The organism is Lentzea nigeriaca (genome assembly GCF_016907955.1).
Taxonomy (GTDB): Bacteria; Actinomycetota; Actinomycetes; order Mycobacteriales; family Pseudonocardiaceae; genus Lentzea; species Lentzea nigeriaca.
Window position 1 is genome coordinate 832,900 of sequence record NZ_JAFBCX010000001.1, and the last position, 19,783, is coordinate 852,682.

Annotated in this window: 14 protein-coding genes and 1 pseudogene; 2 read left to right on the plus strand and 13 right to left on the minus strand. The window is 69.5% G+C overall.

The window, feature by feature from the left end:
- Window positions 1-49 precede the first annotated feature (49 nt).
- Window positions 50-1,732 (plus strand): cellulase family glycosylhydrolase, encoded by a 1,683-nt coding sequence (locus JOD27_RS03020; RefSeq protein WP_204760517.1) that lies wholly within the window; start codon window positions 50-52, stop codon window positions 1,730-1,732.
- A 51-nt stretch (window positions 1,733-1,783) separates the two neighbouring features.
- Here the strand turns inward: JOD27_RS03020 and JOD27_RS03025 are convergent, their stop codons facing one another.
- From JOD27_RS03025 to JOD27_RS03035, 3 genes are all read right to left on the minus strand, one after another.
- The gene (locus JOD27_RS03025) at window positions 1,784-3,262 is read right to left on the minus strand and encodes a glutamate-cysteine ligase family protein (protein WP_204760518.1); all 1,479 of its coding nucleotides are present in this window, start codon (window positions 3,260-3,262) and stop codon (window positions 1,784-1,786) included.
- Between the two features lie 117 nt (window positions 3,263-3,379).
- Window positions 3,380-4,024, minus strand: coding sequence for a 4'-phosphopantetheinyl transferase family protein (locus tag JOD27_RS03030; protein WP_204760519.1), 645 nt, complete (start codon window positions 4,022-4,024; stop codon window positions 3,380-3,382).
- Window positions 4,025-4,843 carry a metallophosphoesterase family protein gene (locus JOD27_RS03035; RefSeq protein WP_204760520.1) on the minus strand — a complete coding sequence of 273 codons (819 nt, stop codon included), beginning with the start codon at window positions 4,841-4,843 and terminating at the stop codon, window positions 4,025-4,027.
- A 593-nt stretch (window positions 4,844-5,436) separates the two neighbouring features.
- Here JOD27_RS03035 and JOD27_RS44485 point away from each other — a divergent pair.
- A pseudogene (locus JOD27_RS44485) lies at window positions 5,437-5,841 on the plus strand (transposase); the annotation flags it as partial.
- A 10-nt stretch (window positions 5,842-5,851) separates the two neighbouring features.
- On the opposite strand, the gene JOD27_RS03045 reads toward JOD27_RS44485, so the two are convergent.
- From JOD27_RS03045 to JOD27_RS03090, 10 genes are all read right to left on the minus strand, one after another.
- On the minus strand, window positions 5,852-8,347 hold the full coding sequence (locus tag JOD27_RS03045) for a CHAT domain-containing protein (protein ID WP_204760522.1): 2,496 nt from the start codon (window positions 8,345-8,347) through the stop codon (window positions 5,852-5,854).
- A gap of 87 nt (window positions 8,348-8,434) precedes the next feature.
- Window positions 8,435-8,917, minus strand: coding sequence for a hypothetical protein (locus JOD27_RS03050; RefSeq protein ID WP_204760523.1), 483 nt, complete (start codon window positions 8,915-8,917; stop codon window positions 8,435-8,437).
- Window positions 8,914-9,510, minus strand: coding sequence for an RNA polymerase sigma factor (locus tag JOD27_RS03055; protein ID WP_204760524.1), 597 nt, complete (start codon window positions 9,508-9,510; stop codon window positions 8,914-8,916). The genes JOD27_RS03050 and JOD27_RS03055 overlap by 4 nt, the downstream gene beginning before the upstream one ends.
- A 7-nt stretch (window positions 9,511-9,517) precedes the next feature.
- A complete protein-coding gene (locus JOD27_RS03060) occupies window positions 9,518-11,191 on the minus strand; it encodes a S8 family peptidase (protein WP_204760525.1) in 1,674 nt (557 codons plus the stop codon).
- A gap of 68 nt (window positions 11,192-11,259) precedes the next feature.
- Window positions 11,260-12,435: a sensor histidine kinase gene (locus JOD27_RS03065; RefSeq protein WP_204760526.1), complete on the minus strand. Its 1,176-nt coding sequence runs from the start codon at window positions 12,433-12,435 to the stop codon at window positions 11,260-11,262.
- Between the two features lie 383 nt (window positions 12,436-12,818).
- Window positions 12,819-14,561 (minus strand): sodium/solute symporter, encoded by a 1,743-nt coding sequence (locus JOD27_RS03070; protein ID WP_204760527.1) that lies wholly within the window; start codon window positions 14,559-14,561, stop codon window positions 12,819-12,821.
- Window positions 14,558-14,905, minus strand: a complete 348-nt coding sequence (locus JOD27_RS03075; RefSeq protein WP_239566300.1) for a DUF485 domain-containing protein — start codon at window positions 14,903-14,905, stop codon at window positions 14,558-14,560. The genes JOD27_RS03070 and JOD27_RS03075 overlap by 4 nt, the downstream gene beginning before the upstream one ends.
- 68 nt (window positions 14,906-14,973) lie before the next feature.
- Entirely contained in the window at window positions 14,974-15,885 is a 912-nt protein-coding gene (locus JOD27_RS03080) for a LytR/AlgR family response regulator transcription factor (RefSeq protein WP_204760528.1), read from the minus strand.
- A 314-nt stretch (window positions 15,886-16,199) separates the two neighbouring features.
- A complete protein-coding gene (locus JOD27_RS03085) occupies window positions 16,200-16,487 on the minus strand; it encodes a hypothetical protein (RefSeq protein WP_204760529.1) in 288 nt (95 codons plus the stop codon).
- Between the two features lie 805 nt (window positions 16,488-17,292).
- Window positions 17,293-19,779, minus strand: coding sequence for a DEAD/DEAH box helicase (locus JOD27_RS03090; protein ID WP_204760530.1), 2,487 nt, complete (start codon window positions 19,777-19,779; stop codon window positions 17,293-17,295).
- Window positions 19,780-19,783 lie beyond the last annotated feature (4 nt).

Consider the following 19,783-nt stretch of genomic DNA (forward strand, 5'->3'; position numbering starts at 1 on the left):
CTTAACTAAATCGCCGCCACCCTGTTGTTCCCTCACACAGGAGGCACCTGTGGCCAGATCCCTGTTCCTGGTCCTACCAGCAGCGCTGGTGCTCGCCGTCCCTGCCGTCGCGGTCGCCGCCCCGGTCCAGTACCAGGCGGAGGACGCGACGATCTCGAACGGCCTCGTCGAGTCCAACCACTCCGGCTTCACCGGCTCGGGCTTCGTCAACTACGACAACGAGGTCGGCAGCTCCGTCGAGTTCACCGTGTCGTCGCCGAGCGCGGGCCCGGCGACGCTCACGTTCCGGTTCGCCAACGGCACCACAGCGAACCGCCCGATGGACATCACGGTCAACGGCTCGCCGGCGGCGGACGAGCTGTCGTTCCCCGGCACGGGCGCGTGGACCACGTGGCAGACCCGCACCACCACCGTGAACCTGACCGCGGGCACCAACAAGATCAAGGCGACCGCCACGACGTCCAACGGCGGCCCGAACGTCGACCGGCTCGACGTCGAACCCCCGTCCGGCACGCCGGACACCGAGGCCCCCTCGACACCGGGCAACCTGCGCTCCACGGCGCAGACCGCGTCGTCGATCACGCTGGCGTGGGACGCGTCGACGGACAACGTGGGCGTGAGCGGCTACGTGCTGTCCAACGGCCAGACCGCGACCGGCACCACGCACACCGTCACCGGCCTCACGCCGGACACCTCGTACACCTTCACCGTGCAGGCGCGGGACGCGGCGGGGAACCTGTCCGGCGCCTCGAACTCCGTCACGGTGAAGACCACGCCGGGCACCCCCGGCGGCACCAGGCCGCACGACATCAACGGCCTGCTGCGGGTGTGCGGTGTGCAGCTGTGCAACCAGTACGGCAAGCCGATCCAGCTGCGCGGCATGAGCACGCACGGCATCCAGTGGTACCACCAGTGCGCCAAGGCCGCGTGGTGGGACGCGCTGGTGAACGACTGGAACGCGGACTTCATCCGCGTCGCCATGTACATCCAGGAGGACGGCTACGAGACCGACCCCCGCAAGTTCACCGACATGATGCACGGCTACATCGAGGAAGCCACGCGCCGCGGCATCTACGTCCTCGTCGACTGGCACCAGCTCACGCCGGGCGACCCGAACTACAACCTGGCGCGCGCCAAGACGTTCTTCACCGAGATCGCCCAGCGGCACAAGGACAAGACCAACATCATCTACGACATCGCGAACGAGCCGAACAACGTCTCGTGGGCGAAGGTCAAGTCCTACGCCGAGCAGATGATCCCGGTCATCCGCAATATCGACCCGGACAGCCTCATCGTCTCCGGCACGCACGGCTGGTCGACGTTCGGCCACTCCGACGGCGAGGACCCGTCGGTGGTGCTGAACAACAGGGTCAACGCGACCAACTTCATGTACTCGTTCCACTTCTACGCGGCGTCCCACAAGGACGCCTACCTCAGCGTCCTCGACCGGGTGTCGAGCCAGGTCCCGGTGTTCGTGACCGAGTACGGCACGCAGACCTCGTCCGGTGGTGGCGGCAACGACTTCACGATGTCGCAGAAGTACCTGGACCTGATGGCGCAGAAGAAGATCTCCTGGGCCAACTGGAACTACTCCGACGACGAGCTGTCTGGCGCGGTCTTCAAGACCGGCACCTGCGCGGGCAACACGTTCGCGGGAACCGGTGTGCTGAAGCCGGCCGGTGTGTGGGTGCGTGAACGCATCCGCACCCCGGACAACTTCCCGACCAGCTAGTGTTCGATGAAGGGAACCTTCAGCCACCGAGGTGGATGAAGGTTCCCTTCATCAGGTCAGCGGCCAGGTGTGCACGGGTTCGTTGGCGTGCATTAGCTCCACATAGGACCGGAGCATCGTGCGCAACGCGTCCGCCCGGTCCAGGTGCGTGTGGTCGTAGTGCCGGTGGAACTCCCGCGCCTGCCACGTCGCCCCGTTCACGCCGGTGAGACAGCGCTGTTCGATGACGCCCAGTAAACGGTCCCGTTCCGCCGAGTCGACGCCCCAGCGGATCAGACCTTCGTGCGCCAGCGGGAGGAGCCTGCGCAGCACCAGCTCCACCACGGGCACGGTGCCGACACCGGGCCAGTACATCTGAGCGTCCATGCCGTTGCGGGAGGCGGCGTTGAAGTTCTCCTCGGCGGCCTGGAAGCTCATCTGGGACCACAGTGGACGCTCGTCCTCCGCCAGCGCCCGCACCAGGCCGAAGTACAGCGCGGCGTTCGCCAGGGTGTCCACGATCGTGGGCCCGGCGGGCAGCACCCGGTTCTCGACGCGCAGGTGCGGCCGGTCCCGCACCACGTCGTACACCGGGCGGTTCCAGCGGTAGATGGTGCCGTTGTGCAGCTTCAGCTCGCTCAACGCCGGCGTGTCGCCGTGGTCGAGGACGGCGAGCGGGTCCTCCTCGTCGCAGATGGGCAGCAACGCGGGGAAGTACCTGACGTTCTCCTCGAACAGGTCGAAGATCGAGTTGATCCACCGCTCGCCGAACCACACGCGCGGTCGCACGCCCTGGGCCTTGAGCTCGTCACCGCGGGTGTCGGTGGCCTGCTGGAACAACGCGATGCGGGTCTCGCGCCACAGCTCCTTGCCGAGGAAGAACGGCGAGTTCGCGCCGATCGCGACCTGCACGCCCGCGATGGCCTGGGCCGCGTTCCAGTAGGCGGGGAACTGCTCCGGCGACACCTGCAGGTGCAGCTGCGTGCTGGTGCAGGCCGCCTCGGGCACGATCGAGCTGGCCGTGAGGTGCAGCCGTTCGACGCCGTCGATGGAGATCTGCAGGTCCTCGCCCCGCGCGGCCAACACCTGCTCGTTGAGCAGCGCGTACCTGGGGTTGCTCGACAGCTGGTCGGGCGTGACGTGCTTGGAGCGCAGCGTCGGCAGGATGCCGTTGATGACCATGTGCGCGCCGATCGCGCGCGCCTTCTCCTCGGCGGAGTTCAGGCTGCGGCGGACCGTCTCCTCGAACGAGGTGATGCCGCCGCCCGCGAGCCTGCGCGGCGCCACGTTGATCTCGATGTTCCACTGGCCGAGCTCGGTCACGAAGTCCGGGTCGTCGATGACCTCGAGCGCCTCGTGGTTCTTCATCGCCGGGTCGCCGTGCTCGTCGATGAGGTTGATCTCGATCTCCAGGCCGGTCATCGGCCTCTCGAAGTCGAACCGGGCCTCACGCAGCATCCTGGCGAACACGTCGAGGCAGCGCCGGACCTTCGTCCGGTACCGCGTGCGGTCCTCACGGGTGAACTCGTGCTTCGCGACGTCCTCGCCCATGGTTGGCCTCCCGACGCTCGAGGTTCACCCCACCACTGTGCACCATGGTTGATCAATCCGACAGCTGTGCGTCCTGCACGGTGGGAATCGAGGGCGGCCCAGGCCGAGTAGCCGCCGCTACCCGCTCGCGGGCACGGCGATGGAGGTGATCAGGATGTCGCCCTGCACCAGCCAGCGGCCGCTGAACCCGGCGATCGGGGTGTCCGGCAGCAGGATCCGCGAGTAGAACGTGCCGTCCGCCTGCAGCGTGATGTCGGCGTCCTCGAACCCGAGCCAGCGCTGCGTGACCGGGTACCAGGCCTTGTAGGTCGACTCCTTCGCGCTGAACAGGAGCCGGTCCCAGCAGATCTTCGGGTCGTCGACCTTCAGGCCGGGCATCCTGCGCAGCTCCGCCGGGATCGCGATGGCGTTCAGCACGCCGTCCGGTGCGGGACCGTGCGGTTCAGCGTCGATGCCGATAGTCCTGAAGTCGCTGGTCAAGGCCAGTGCCGCGGCGCGGTAGCCGGAGCAGTGGGTGAGGCTGCCGACGACGCCGTCCGGCCACTGCGGCTCCCGCTTCGGGCCCGGCAGGATCGCCGCCGGTGCGACACCGAGGCGCTTCATGGCCTCACGGGCGCACCAGCGGGCCGTGCCGAACTCGAACCTGCGCTTCGGGACGGCGTTGCCGATGAGCGCCTCCTCCTCGGGGAAGAGCTCGACCGGCAGGTCGTCGTCGTACCGCTCCACCGCCGCGATCGGCGGGGGAAGAAGCTGCTCCAGCACCTATGACTCCCGCAGCACGTCGTGCAGCTTCACCTGGGTGGTGCCGCGTGGTTTCCACTCGCGCGGGTAGCCGAGCGAGACCTCGTCGAAGCGCACGCCGTCGTAGTGCGTCGTCCGAGGGATGTGCAGGTGGCCGTAGACCATCTCGACCGCGTTGAACCGCTTGTGCCAGTCGGCGGTCAGCGTCGTGCCGCACCAGAGCGCGAACTCGGGGTAGCGCAGCACGAACGTGGGGTCGCGCACGAGCGGGTAGTGGTTGACGAGCACGGTCGGGCCGCTGACCTGCTCGAGGCGTTCCTCGGTCTCCGCCACCCGTGCGCGGCACCAGGCCTCGCGCGACGGGTACGGGTCGGGGTGCAGGAAGTACTCGTCCGTGCACACCACCCCGGCCTCGTGCGCGATGGCGAGAGCCGATTTCACGTCCGTGGCGCCATGCGGCCGAAAGGAGTAGTCGTAACCAAGGAACAGTGGACACACAGTGACCGGACCTCGCTCGCCGGGGAAAACCACGTACGGATCTTCCGGCGTGATCACGTCGAGGCTCCGGCACAGCTCGACGAGCTGCTTGTAGCGCATCTCGCCGCGGGCCTGGTTCTCGTCGTCCTTCGTGGTCCAGAGCTCGTGGTTACCCGGTGACCAGACGATCTGCGCGAACCTGGGCCGCAGCGTGCGCAGGGTCCACTCGATGTCGGCGAACTTCTCGCCGACGTCGCCGGCGATGATCAGCCAGTCGCCGGGGTCAGGCGAGGCGATCGCGTCCACGACACGGCGGTTGTCCTGGTAGGAGACGTGCAGGTCGCTGGTCGCCAGAAGCTTCACGGTTCGAACGTTATCTCTGACGTCAACGACGAGCGGTCGGTGCCACCCGGTAGTGGGAGCAATGACACGACCGGTTATCCGTTCGTCGCAGACAGTGCGCCACTCGTCTCAACAGGGCAGGCCGTGTATCGCCGCCGCACGTCCGCTCATCGCCTTCTATGGCCTACGTACTTACCGGTTTTCCGGTGGTCTTCCTACTGTGAGCGCTGTCACCTGACGGAAAAGTCCTGGCGGAGGACCACACCATGACCGACTCACAGTTCGCTCGTACCCCGGACCCGCGACTCGCGCGGCAGGTCCCGCCCCGTCAAGTGCCACAGCGGCCCCTTCCCCCGCGCCAGGCCGCGGCCGGCCAGGTGCCGACGCGCTACGGCCAGCCCGTGGACCCGCGCCTCGCGGCCAACCCCTCGTTCCGCCGCACCGTCGGCGCCGAGATCCGCCAGGCCCAGCAGCACTCGGCCTACGCCGTCCCGCAGCGCCGCACCACCGCCGAGGACACGGCACTGGCCACACTGCTCCGCTCCCGTCAGCGCGCCGAGTCCGCCCGCCAGGACACGCGGCCCGTCGACACAGCCCCGCGCCAGGACTCGTGGATGCGCACGTCGTGGCCGGAGAGCGGCAGCGAGGCCGGTCGCGGTGACGTCATCGAGCAACTCTCCTCGCGCCTCGTCAGCCCCACCCTGTGGGCGGTGGTCGAGCCGCTGATCCCGCCCGCCAAGGTCCGCCGCCAGGGCGGTGGCCGCGGCCGCGTGTGCAACCGCTCCGTCTTCACCGCGATCGTCTTCGTGCTCTCGTCGGGCTGCGCGTGGCGGCACCTGCCGGCGTCGTTCGGCGTGACCGTGCCGACCGTGCACCGCCGCTTCCAGGAGTGGACCGACCTGGGCCTGTGGGTCCGCCTGCGCCGTGCCGCGGCGGAGGGCGCCTGCGGCACCGAGGAGATCGACTGGATCCGCGCGGTGCTGGACGCGGCCGACCGCCGGGCCGCGAAGGCGGCCAGCTGACGATCGCTCAGCCCGCGCCGAAGCACACCAGCGGCACGAGCAGGTCCGCCGCGGACGTCCCGGCGAGTGCCTGGGCGGGTCCGGCTCCGGCGACGACCGCGCGGTGGTACTCGGTCATGATCGGCATCACGAGGTCGTCCGGCACGCGGGCGACGCTGGAGACGACGGTCGTCGTGCCCACGTAGAGCATCGCGGCGGTCATCCCGAGGATCTCGTCGCCGGGACGCACGGCGGCCTGCCCGACGTCGCACGCGGACAGCACCACGTGCCGGGGTGGCGTCACCAGGTCCTGCAGGTCGTGCGCGAGCAGCGGGCCGTCGGCGAGGTCGAGGCACGAGAACAGCACGTTGTCCGGCTCGTGGTGGCCGTGCGTGGCGATGTGCGCGACGCCGGCACCGTCCAGCGCCCGCAGCGTCGCCTGCACGGTCGCCTGCTCACCGGCCAGCCGGACACCGCCGGGGTAGATCCGCGCGAGCTCGTTCACCTCGGTCTCGGCGTGTTCCAGGTGCGGGCCGGCCACGAGCAACGCGTCCGTGCCCGGCGCGGCGCTGTCCGTGCGGTGGGCCGTGACCCACGCCGTGGCCGACGGGGCGACCGACACCGCCCGGCCGCGCAGGCTCGGCAGCAGACCCCACGGGATCGCCGCGAGTCCGCCGCAGGGCACCACGACGACGCCGTCGTCCTCGTCCAGCTGCGCCAGCACGGGCGTGAGCAGGAGGTCCTGCAGCTTCCTGAGGTGCCAGTCGGCGGAGTCGCGCAGCACGTCCTCCACGTGCGTGGGCAGCTTCCAGCCCGCGAGCGCGTCGAGGTCGCTGAGCAGGCGCCGGGTGGTCTCCAGCACGACGGGCGTGGACCCGAGCTCGGTCAGCTCCGCCGCGCCGCCGCGGATCACGAGCGCGGCCAGTTGGTCGCCCCTCGCGATGAAGCTGATCAGCACGCGGTTCCCGGCCGCCAGCTCCGCGCGGAGTTCGGGCAACGGCACCTGGCCGGTGCTCTCGCCCGTCCCGTCGCGTTGCCATTCGCGTTCCCGCAGCCGCCGTTCGAGCTGGCCGAGCCTGGCCGTGACGCGCGGATCACGGCCGCCGCGCAGCTCCGTCTCCCGGGAGATGCGGCTGAGCTGCCGGAACTCCGCGAGCTCCTCCCTGGTCTCCTGGTCGGCGGGCGGCCTGACCTGCCGGGCGCGGAAAGCCTGGGCCCGGCACCGTTCCGACCACGTGAACACCCGTGGCGGCGTGCCGGTGCCGAACGCGAGATCCAGTCCCGTCCGCGCCAGCTCGACGCCCAGCGCGGAGGCTCCCGCCCTCATCTCGAGGCTGCCGAACCGCCTGCGGTGCTCGTCCAGCCGCGCGAGCCCTTGCCGCAGATGGGAGAACGCCTCGGCGCGGCGGCCCACCGATGCGTCCAGACCGGCGTTGACCAGCTGGCGCAGGAGCTTGATCTCCAGCGGCACCCCGCTGCCGGGGAACGCGGCCCTGGCCGCCGCGGACCAGGCCGCGTCGACGTCGCCCGCGGCGAGCAGGGCACGGATCGCGAGCAGGTCCGCGGCCGCCGCGTCGGTGCGCAAACCCAGCGCGCGCAACCGATCCGCCACCTGTCGGGCTTTCCCGGCCAGCTGTTTCGGGTTGCGCGAGCGCAGATCGGCGCGCACCGTCGTGAGCTCCGCCAGCGCCGCCCAGGCCGCGTCACCGTGCCCGCGGAACCGGCGGGCCGCCCGTTGCGCCCACGACCGGCCTCCCCGGTGGTCGCCGAGCGCCAGCGCGACCTGGGCGCGGGTCAGTTCCGCCCACGCGTAGTCGATGCTGGGCCGGTCGCGGCGGAACAGGTCGAACGCCGTGCTCATCTCCCGTTCGGCCGCCCCCGCCATGCCCGCCGCGAGCAGGGCCCTGGCCTTGTCCATCGCGACGACCGCCAGGTACCCGGGCCCGTGCACCGCGTACCGCTGCGCCGCGAGGTCGAAAGTCCGCAGTGCCAACGGGATGTCGCCCACGAGGAGATGGCAGTACGCGCTGTCGTGGTCCACTTTGGCCTCGATCAGCTCGAACCCGTGCAGCCGCGCGATGCCCCGGCACCGCCGCAGGTCCTCACGCGCGGGCCGGACGCGGCCGACGCCGAGGTGCAGCGTGGCGCGGTTGAGCAACGCCGACGCCAGGTTGTACCAGTCGCCCGCCTCGGCGAGCAGCGCAACCGCCGCGTCGAGCACGGGCAGCGCCTCGTCGGTGCGACCCGCCCGGTGCAGGATCGTGCCGCGGTTCTGCAGCAGGATGCCCCGGTGCTCGGCGGCGACCAGGCCGTCCGCCTCGTCCAGCAACCGCAGGCCGGCGCTCGTGTCGCCGTGCTCGGCCTCGGCGAACGCGAGGCTGATCAGGACCCGCCCGGTCAGCCACGCGTCACCCGGCAGCACCTGACCCGGCGGCCAGCCGAGCAGCCGCAGCGCGGCACGGAGCCTCCGCGCTCCCGCCGCGGGCCTGCCGCTGTTGGTGATGCCCGCCCCGGCCTCCCGCATCCGCATCACCCTGGCGATCGTCGCAGGGCTGAGCGGTCTGGGGCTGGGAGGTCTGGGGCTGGGAAGTCTGGGGAGGTCGTCCACGCGTCACAGCTCGATCGTGGGAGTGGTGACCGCGACGGTGCCGATGTGGACGGTCAGGTACGCCTTCATGTGCGGCAGCCGGTCCAGGACGAACCGCCCCCGCTCGTCCGACTCGGTCGTCCAGTTCCGGTGCGGCGACCGCAGTTCCACCTCGTGCGCGCCCGGCGGCGTGAGCCAGCCGTCGAGCCGCACCCCGTCCTCACCCGCCTGCAGGCCGATGGTGATCGTCGCACTGGTGCTCTCGAAGCCGAGCAACCTCCTGTCGTCCTCGCCACGGGTGCCGACGGCCAGCAGGCCGGGTGACTCCCGCGCGACCTCCATGTTCAGCTCCTGCACGGCGATCGAGAACCTGATGTCGTCCAGCAGCCCGGCCGGCATCGGGTCGATCGTCTCGTAGACCTCCCGCACGTTGTCCAGCAGCCGGAAGTCGTGGTCGTCCAATGGTTCTGCGGCACCGGGAAAACCGCCGTCGTTCGCGGTGCTCATGGCCACCCTCCGTCGGAGTCGGCGGCGAGTGTCGCCCGCAGCTGCGCCAGACACCGCCCGCGCGTGGGCCCGACACCACCGACGGGCATGCCGAGCTGCCCCGCCAGTTCGGTGTAACTGGGCCGTGGCACGAAGGCCACCACGCGCAACAGTTCCTGACACCGCCGCGACAACGTGCCGACCGCCGCCCAGAGCCGCCGATGCTCGTCGTCGAGCACCACGGTCTCCTCCGGCGTGGCCGACTCGTCGGCCTGGTCGAACCCGTCCACCGGCTCCGTGTCGAGCTCGGCGCGCCGCATCCGCCACGCCTCGCGCTTGGTCGTCGTCACGAGCCACCCCACCACCGCCGCCGGCGTGTGGATGCGCTCGATGTCCTTGAGGAAGTGCAGCCAGGCCATCTGCACCACGTCCTGGCTGCTCGCGCGGTCCAGACCCTGGGCGCGGGCCACCTGCCACAGCACCGGTGTCAGCGTGGCGACGAGCTCGTCCATCCCTTCGCGCCGACCGGCACGGATGTCGAGGAACAGCTCGGCCACACGGTTCCGGCGTTCCTGGAACGTGCTCTGAGGCGCGGTAGCTTCACCCTTGGCCATGGCAGACCTACGTATTCTCGCCGCCGAGCTGTTTGATCACCCTGTTCGCCCGCTCGATGGTATCGCCTACATCGAACGAAGTGTTTTCCTTGTCGTCAAACAACAACTTTGCGAGCTTTCCCGCCACCAATGGAGTAGCGAAAGACGTCCCGCTCCACATGGCAAATCCGCCCAGGTAGTCGTCGCTCTCCATCGACTCCCGGAAGTGGATCGGGTCGTTCTCCGGCAGTCCCCGCGGCCAGGAGAGGCGCTTTTCCACGCGGTAGGCCGCGCTTCTGGCCGCATTCGCGGACTCGGGGAACGTGCTGATGAGAGAAGCACCCCGCGCCCAGCAGGTCACCCACTCCTCGCTGTCGTTGCTGAACAACGACTTGGTGAGGTTGGGGTTCAGCGCACCGACGCTGATCACCGGCGGGGCACCGTTCTTCACCGGATCTTCAGTGGTTCGCTTGGCCAGCGCGGCGGGGTAGAACTCGCGGCTGCTCGCGAAGTTGCCGGCCGACGCCACGACGATCACGCCTCGCTCGCGCAGCCCGTCGATCGCCTTGGTCAGCTCGTCGAGCTCCGCGGTGCCGAAGTCGCCCTCCAGGTAGTTCCCGAGCGACAGCGACACGATGTCGACCATCTTGTCCACCTCGGGGTCTTCCTCCCGCTGGGCGGCGTCCACCCGCTCGGCCAGCTGCTTCAGGGCGTAGGAGATGGTGCCGGAGCTGGCGATGCCGTCGTTGTGCATGACCCTGATCGACAGGACCGTGGCGTCCGGCGCTACCTGCTGGATGAGACCCATGATGAAGGTGGCGTGACCCGCGTGCGTGCTCAGCGCGCCGACCAGCGGCTCGGCCGTGTACGGCTCGTCGTAGGACCCGCCGGGAGCCTCGCCGGGCAGGCTGTTGGCGTCGATGTCGTCCTGCAGGGCCTGGTCGAAGGTGACGAAGGGGCTGGTGTCCGGCAGCGGTGCGTCCAGCCACGCGTTCTTGGCGACTCCGGTGTCCAGCACCGCGATCACCGGGCGACGCAGGCCCTCGTCGCGCACCTCGGTATCGGTTCGCCTCGGCGGCCGCGGCATCTCCAGCATGACCGGTTGCCGCCAATAGCCGAGGTCGTCACCGCTGCTGCCGCCGTACGGGCCTCCGTTGACCGCGCCGGGAACGCCCTGCAGAACACCGGACGCCCCGCCGAGCCCGCCCATCGCCGTTCCGATCAGCAGGTGGTTCAACCCGATGCCGGCGACTTCGTCCTCGGTGAACTCGGACCGCAGCTTCTGCAGTGCTCGCCACGCGTCGACGACGGCGGGCTTCCTCGGGTTGCTCGCGGTCAGCTCGCCCCTGGCGAAGAACCTGTTGTCGTTGGTCTTGTCCGTGATGACCATTCCGGCCTTCTCGTTCAACACCTCGTTGAAGCGGCTCATGTCCGCTCGGCGGTCCATGGGCATCAACAGGTCCGTGGCCCGGTAGATCGTCGGGGTCGGAGGCGGGTAGCCCGGCAGGGCGGTCGCCGTCCTCGGATCGAGGACTCTGGCGTTGTGTCTCAGCAGCACCTCCTCCGGCACGGAGACGATCCCGACGGGTGCGGACACCGGCGCGGGCTTGGGTATGGGCTCGTCGCCGGGCTCCTGGCCGGGCTTCTGCTCGGTCTCGACATGTGCGGGCCGCGGTCCGAAATACCTGATGTCATCTGTCATGCCCGTCCAGGGGCCTGCGGCCCCCGCCGAAATACCGACACCAGGTCACAAAACGAAAACGACGCCACTCACATGCCGTTGATCCCGGCGTGGTACTTCGGCACCCGCACGGTGATCTTCGTGCCGAGCCCGCACGCCGTCTCCACCACCAGCCCGTACTCGTCCCCGTACACCCGTCGCAGCCGCTCGTCGATGTTGCCGAGCCCGATCCCGGCGGACTCGTCGACCTGTCCGGCGAGCGTCCGCCGCAGCTTCTCCGGGTCCATGCCGATGCCGTCGTCCTCGATGGTGATCTGGGCTTCGGCACCGCTGTCGTTGGCGTGGATCTGGATGTGCCCCGGCTCGACCTTGCCCTCCATGCCGTGCCGCACGGCGTTCTCCACCAGCGGCTGCAGGCACAGGAACGGCACGGTCACCGGCAGGACCTCGGGCGCCACCTGCAGGGTGACCTTCAGCCGCTCGCCGAACCTCGCCCGTTCCAGCGCCAGGTACTGGTCGATCGAGCGGAGTTCCTCGGCCAGCGTCGTGAAGTCGCCGTGGCGGCGGAACGAGTAGCGCGTGAAGTCCGCGAAGTCCAGGAGCAACGTGCGGGCGCGCTCCGGGTTCGTGCGCACGTAGGAAGCGATGGCGGACAGCGAGTTGTAGATGAAGTGCGGCGAGATCTGCGCGCGCAACGCGCGGACTTCCGCTTCCACCAGGCGGGTTCGCGACCGGTCCAGCTCGGCGAGCTCCAGCTGGCCCGCGGCCCAGCGCGCCACCTGGTTCGTCGCGCGCACGAGACCGGCGGAGGCCTCGCGCGAGTAGGCGGCGAGGGTTCCGACGACTCTGCCCTCGACGGTGAGCGGGGCGACGACGGCGCAGTTGATGGGGCAGTTCGGCTCGGTGCAGCCGATGTCGTAGGCCTGGGTGCGGCCGGTCAGGAACACGTCCTCGGCCTGCGTCATGGCTTCGGCCGCGTGGTGTTCGGAAACCCCTTCCCACGCAACGACTTCCGTCTCGTCGGTCAACGCGAGGGCCGGGGTGTCGAGCAGGGTGCGCAGGTGGCGGGCGGACTTCTTCGCCGCGTCAGGCACGAGGCCAGCGCGCAGCGGGGGAGCGGCGGACCAGGCCGTGTGCAGTGTCTCGTAGGTGACGCGCTGGGCCTCGGTGGACAGCGACTGCTTGTTGCGCGTGCCGCGCCACAGAACGAGAACGGCCGCTCCGCCGACGATCAGGATCGAGGCGGCGGTGAGGAAGTCCTGCATCTCGCGTCACCTTCTTGTGCCGTGGCCCGGAACCTCACCGGGCCGATTCGCGGTCAGACGGGTGGATCGTGGTGCCGCCCCCAACGCCCTCGTACTGGCAATGCCAGGAACTCGAGGGTGCCGGGGCGAGTGGTGTCCTGCCGGTTGGTTGCCGCGTCCAAGGTGGCCGGGACGGTGGATGAAGGGCTCTTTCCTCCACCCGGCGTGGATGAACGGAACCTTCATCCACGTCACCACGCGCTTGGCGAGGCCTGGTCGCACGGTGCGTGGCAGTGCGGCAGATCCGGTACGCCGAGCGAGGGCGGCGAACCCGACCGCTGGGGGCGGTGCCGCGAGCCGCCCCGCTGAGCGTGACTGTGACCGGCGAGGTCCGGGTCACGGCGCTAGCTTCGCTCGTCGGCCGAGGCAGGGCCGGAGCCGTCCAACCCGAGGTTCTCGGGTGCGTGGAGCTTGACCATCGTCCGCTGCACGCCCGGTGGCACGTGCCGCTGGGTGAGCAGGGAGACGACGTACATGACCGTGAAGCCGAGCGGCACCGTCCACGCGGCAGGACGCGAGAGCAGCACCCCGTACCAGGAGTCGCCGATGTCGGCGAACATCGTGACGAGGCCCGCGGTCAGCGCGGGCACACCGCCCGCCAGCATGCCGGCGATGGCGCCGATCGTCGTTGTCCGCGTCGACCAGATCCCCAGCATCAGCAACGGGCACAACGAGGACGCCGCCACCGCGAACGCCAGGCCGACCATGTCCGCCACGGGCATGCCGGTCGACACGAACGTCATCGCGAGCGGCACGACACCCGCGAGCACCGTGGAGATCCGGAAGCCGCGCACGCCGCCGAGCCGCAGCACGTCCTGTGACAGCACGCCCGCGAGAGACACGACGAGCCCCGACGACGTCGACAGGAACGCCGCGAACGCGCCACCGGCCACCAGGGCGCCGAGCAGCTGGCCGCCGATGCCGTCGATCATGCGGGTCGGCAGCACCAGCACCACGGCGTCGGTCTGACCGGTCATCAGCAGCTCGGGCGTGTACAGGCGACCGAGCGCGCCGTAGAGCGGTGGCATCAGGTAGAAGACCGACAGCAGGCCGAGCACGATCAACGTCGTGCGGCGCGCGGCCGTGCCGTTCGGGTTGGTGTAGAAGCGCACGATCACGTGCGGCAGGCCCATCGTGCCCAGGAACGTCGCGATGATGAGCGAATACACGCCGTACAAAGGAAAATGCTCGCCGCTGGATGCCGGCTGCGCCCACGTCTCGTTGGTGTTGTGGGCCATTGTGGACACATGCGGCACCGCGGCGCCCTCGGGGAAGGTGAACAGCGAGCCCTGCCCGATGCGGTGGTAGCCGTCGGTCAGCACGAGGCCCGAGTTCTCGATGCGCAGGCCGTCGATCTCGCCGGTGCCCTGGATGAAGATGGACGTCTCGGCGTGGATCGTCGTCGGGTTGTGGAACCTGACCTCGGTGTCGTGCGGGAACGCCGGATAGTCCGGCTTGGTCAGCGACTGCGCGCCCTGCACCTGCCAGACGACGATCAGGAACACGATCGGCACGGTGATCGCGGTCAGCTTGAGCCAGTACTGGAATGCCTGCACGAACGTGATCGACCGCATCCCACCGGACATCACGTTCACCGTCACGACCACCGTGACGACGAGCGGGCCCACCCAGTCCGGCGCGCCCGTCACGGTGTTCAGCGTCAGGCCGGCGCCTTCCAGCTGCGGCAGCAGGTACAGCCAGCCGATCGCCAGCGCCAGCACCGACGCGACCCCGCGCACGACGCGGGAGCGGAAGCGGGCCTCGGCGAAGTCCGGCAACGTGTAGGCGCCCGAACGCCGCAGCGGCGCCGCGACCATGGTCAGCAGCACCAGATAGCCGGCCGTGTAGCCGACCGGGAACCACAGCATGTCCGGCCCGTAGGCGAAGATCAGCCCCGCGATGCCGACGAACGAGGCAGCGGACAGGTACTCGCCGCCGATCGCGGACGCGTTCCACCACGGCGACACCGTGCGCGAGGCGACGTAGAAGTCGGACGTGGTGCGGGAAACGCGCAGTCCGTAGGTACCGACCAGGATCGTGCCCAGTGCGACGACCAGCACCGCCGCGATGGCGTAACCACTCGTCATGGACGTTCGACCAGCTCCGCGAACTCGCGTTCACTGCGCTCGGCCTGCCGCACGTAGAACCACCCGGCCAGCAGGAGCATCGGGAACGTGGCCACGCACAGCAGGAACCACGGCAGCCCGAGCCCGAACACCTCCGCCTTGCCGAGGTCCGGCTCGATCGTGAACAGCACGGGCAGGACGCCCAGCGACCCGCACACCACCAGGCACACCGACAGGCCGAGCCGCCGCTGCGCCCGGATGAGCGTGCGCATGTAGACGGCACCGAGCTCGCTCTGCTCGTTGATCTCGCGCGTGCCCGAGTACGGGCGGCGGGCACGCGGTGCCCTCGTGCGAGGGCTCGTCACCACCACACGCTGGGTCGGCTTCGGTTCCGGCCCGTTCTGTATTGGATCATTTCGGGGTGGTGGCCGTGTCACGACCCCAGCCCGTTCCTGGGTTGCGCGACACCGGCGGGCGTGGCCTGGCCGGACACGGGGGCGGGCCGGGCACGCCGCACCAGCAGCTGCCGCAGGTGCCTCGCGTGCCGGCGGCTGACCGGCAGCACCGCGCCGCCGATCGTGACGCTCAGGTGCCCGTCCTCGAGGCGCAGCTCGTCGATGTGGCCGAGCGAGACGAGGTGGCTGCGGTGGATGCGGACGAACCCCGCGCTGCGCCAGCGTTCTTCCAAACCGTTCAACGCCGCGCGGACCAGTCCGCTGCCGGTCGCGGTGTGCAGGCGGGCGTAGTCGCCGTGCGCCTCCACGTACCGGATGTCGGCGAGGCGGATGAACCGCGTGACGCCACCGAGCTCGACGGGGATGACCTCGTCGCCCATCTCCGGCGGCGTGGTGTTGGCCTGCTGCGCCGACCCGGCGGGCAGCGGCTCGGTGGGGGCCTTGGAGTCCCAGACCTCGTGCACGATGCGGTGCACCGACTCGGCGAGCCGTTCCTGGCGCACGGGCTTGAGCAGGTAGTCGAGTGCCTTGAGCTCGAACGCCTCCACCGCCGGCTGCTGGTGTGCCGTCACGAACACGACGGGCGGTGGCTGCGCGAACCGCGACAGCACGCGGGCGAGGTCGAGGCCGTCGAGGCCGGGCATGCGGATGTCGAGGAACACCGCGTCCAGCGGCTGCCCGGCGTCCATCGCGCGGTGCAGCACCCGGAGCGCCTTGGTGGCGTCGGTGACCGCTTCCACGTGTGCGATGCGAGGATCGGAGCGCAACAGGTACACGAGGTCTTCCAGCGCGGGTGCCTCGTCGTCGACGGCGAGCACCCGGAGGGAGCGCTCGAGGCTGCCACGCCGATCAGGCCCCTCGCAGACGGGGCAGGGCAGACCTGAGGTCATTCGAGATCGAGTCCAAACTGTGTACGGCCGATCCTCACGTGGCGGCGATTAGACCACGCTCGGGTCATCGCGCGCCTGGTGAGCCGAGGGCGTCGGATACGCGATCATGCCCGTTCACGGAGGGTGACCCGCTGTGGGGGTCTCGTTGCACGAAGTGTGCACGGCTCGACCCCCTTGCCCTGGAAAGCCCGATCCGGCGCATCATCCGCCAGCGGGAGGAGGCGCGGAAACCCTCCGATCGGGTGTGTCTTGGATACGAGACCGAAACCGTTGTGACACCACGTGCACCGGCCAGGTCACGCGTGCGGCTCGGGTCAGGACTGGCGGAGGGGGCGCGGCTGGGCAGCCAGCGCGTCACCGAGCGTGATCTCCAGCTCGATGAACGACTCCTCGGCGCGGCGGGCGGCGACGCTCACCGACGCCGCGGCGGCCGGTCCGACGAGCCTGCGCGTGGGCGCGCGCAACGCCTGGATCGCCTCGGACCACTGGTTCGAGAGCTTGGCGAGCCCGCTCAACGTGTCGACGAGGTCGTCTGTGTTCTCCGGCGGCGACTCGACGATCTCCGCCAGCCGGTCGCGCAGCGCGTCCAGTGCCGGGTCCACGGAACCCTCCCGTCGTGCCGCGCCGGAGCTGAGTAGTGGTGCGGACATTTCCCCCACTGGGCAACACCATATCTCGAACGCTGTGGTCCAGCGCAATGATGTTGCCCCACCAAGACCACTCGGTCAATCGCGCACCCATTCCGTCTCAACAGGTCCGTCTCAACTGGTGGCGCTCTTATGGTAGGTGCCTGAAATGAACGGCTTTGGACGTTCGGCCTGGTAGGCCAGGTGGCGTCGGAGGTGTTGGGCCGAATCGGTGTGTCCTGCGCCGCATCAATCACCGCATTGCGTTCCCGCTCGGCAGTGCACTGCAGCAAAAGAGTTAATACGTCCGCCGAGTTCAGTCGTTCGGGTTCATACAGGATTTACGAACGGTTCGGCGCGAGTGCCGCGGGAGTCGTACACCGAGCAACTCGAGGTGTGCGGAACCGTCCTGGTCCATCAGTCGGATACCGCACTCGGCCAATCCGGCTCGCACTCTCCCGGGTGACAACTCTCTGCGGGCGGCGAGGAGTCCTGGGCGGCGCGGGCGAGCCTCGCGCACGCTCGTCGCGACCGCGATGCCGCCGAACTCCTCGCGCACGCACCTCGCGCGAGGCGCAGGCAACCATCGGTCGGCGCCCGGTTTGTCACGGTCCGTGATATCCCGGGTGGTTCGGAGCAGCGATGGTTGCCGGGCCGTGCGTGACATTCGAGACGAGGGCGAGCCGCTTTCCCTGACCGCGCACGGTGATCGGGCCGGTCGCGGTGCGCGGTGCGCGACGCGACGATGCCGAAGGCCGTGGAGCGCCTCGACGGCTGAGGACTACAGGCGGCCGACGTCCGTGATGATCACAACCGCCTCGCCCAGCTCGTCCGACGCCGCCAGATCGACCTCCGCGTTGAAGCCCCAGTCCTTGTCCCCGGCCGGGTCCTCGAAGATCTGCCGGCACACCCAGCGTTCGCGCTCGACGTTGATGATCAGGAACGCGGGGCCGCGCGCGTTCGGGCCCGCGCCGATCTCGTCGTGCTCCTCGAAGTACGGCTCCAGGGCGTCCATCCACTCCTTGGCCGTCCAGCCCGACTCGTGGTCGAGCTCGCCGAGGGAGTACCAGTCGCGCTTGGCGGCCAGCTCGACGCGGCGGAACAACGCGTTGCGGACCAGGACGCGGAACGCACGGACGTTGCGGGTGACCGCGGGCGGCAGGTCGACGCGGACCTCCTCGGCAGGAGCGTCCGGGTTCGTGAGCTTCTCCCACTCGTCGATCAGCGACGAGTCGACCTGGCGCACGAGCTCGCCGAGCCACGAGATCAGGTCCTGCAGCTCCTCGGTCTTCGCCTCCTCGGGCACCGTCTGCGACAGCGCCTTGTAGGCGTCGGCGAGGTAGCGCAGCACGAGGCCCTCGGAGCGCGCCAGGCCGTAGAACGACACGTACTCCGTGAACGTCATCGCGCGCTCGTACATGTCGCGGACAACGGCCTTGGGGGACAACGCGTAGTCGCCGACCCAAGGGTGGCCGCGCCGGTAGGTGAGGAACGCGGCCTCCAGCAGCTCGGCGAGCGGCTTCGGGTACGTGACCTCCTCCAGCAGCTCCATCCGCTGGTCGTACTCGATGCCGTCGGCCTTCATCGCGCCGATCGCCTCGCCGCGCGCCTTGTGCTCCTGCGCGCCCAGGATCTGGCGCGGATCGTCCAAAGTGGACTCGATCACCGACAGCACGTCCAGCGCGTAGCCGGGAGCCTCGCGATCCAGCAGCTCGATCGCGGCCAGCGCGAACGGCGACAGCGGCTGGTTCAGCGCGAAGTTGAACTGCAGGTCGACGGTCAGCCGGAAGTCGTCACCGTCGCGCTCGACCACTCCCGCCGCGACGAGTGCCCGGTACATCGCCAACGCACGACGAATGTGCTTGAGCTGCTTCGGCCGGTCCTCGTGGTTGTCCTCCAGCAGGTGCCGCATGGCCGCGAACGCGCCACCGCCGGGACGGCCGATCACGTTGAGCAGCATGGCGTGCGACACCTGGAACGACGACGTCAGCGGCTCGGGCTCGGCGCCGACGAGCCGTTCGAACGTCGTCTCGCTCCACGACACGAAGCCGTCAGGGGCCTTCTTGCGGACCACCTTGCGGCGCTTCTTCGGGTCGTCGCCCGCCTTCGCGAGCGCCTTGATGTTCTCGACCTCGTGCTCGGGTGCCTGCACGACGACCGTGCCCACGGTGTCGTAACCCGCGCGGCCCGCCCGGCCGGCGATCTGGTGGAACTCGCGGGCCTTCAGGATCCGGGTGCGCGTGCCGTCGTACTTCGACAACGCCGTGAAGACGACCGTGCGGATCGGGACGTTGATGCCGACGCCGAGCGTGTCGGTGCCGCAGATGACCTTCAGCAGACCCGCCTGCGCCAGCTGCTCCACGAGCCGCCGGTACTTGGGCAGCATGCCCGCGTGGTGCACGCCGATGCCGTGCCGCACCAGCCGCGACAGCGTCTTGCCGAACCCGGCGCTGAAGCGGAAGTTGCCGATCATGGCGGCGATCGCTTCCTTCTCCTGCTTCGAGCAGACGTTGATGCTCATCAGCGACTGCGCGCGCTCCAGCGCGGCGGCCTGGGTGAAGTGCACGACGTAGATCGGCGCCTCACGGCCGTGCAGCAGGTCCTCGATCGTCTCGTGCAACGGCGTGAGGACGTACTGGAAGTTCAACGGCACCGGGCGCTGCGCCGAACGGACCACCGCCGTCGGGCGGCCGGTGCGCCGGGTCAGGTCCTTCTCGAAGAACGTGACGTCGCCGAGCGTCGCCGACATCAGCAGGAACTGCGCCTGCGGCAGTTCGATCAGCGGCACCTGCCACGCCCAGCCGCGGTCGGGCTCGCTGTAGAAGTGGAACTCGTCCATCACGACCTGGCCGACGTCGGCAGTCGCCCCGTCGCGCAGCGCGATGTTCGCGAGGATCTCCGCCGTGCAGCAGATGATGGGCGCCTGGTCGTTGACGCTGGCGTCGCCGGTCATCATGCCGACGTTCTCCGGCCCGAACACCTCGCACAGCGCGAAGAACTTCTCCGAGACCAGCGCCTTGATCGGCGCGGTGTAGAAGCTGCGCTGGTTGCCGGCCATGGCGGCGAGGTGGGCTCCGATGGCCACCAGGCTCTTGCCGGATCCGGTCGGCGTACTCAGGATGACGTTCGCGCCGGAGACGAGTTCGATGACCGCCTCCTCCTGCGCCGGGTACAGCGCCAGGCCGCGTTCGGCCGCCCAATGGGAGAAGGTGTCGAACAGTTCGTCTTCGTCGGCGATCGAGGTGAGCCGGTCGGTGAGTGCAGTCATCGCA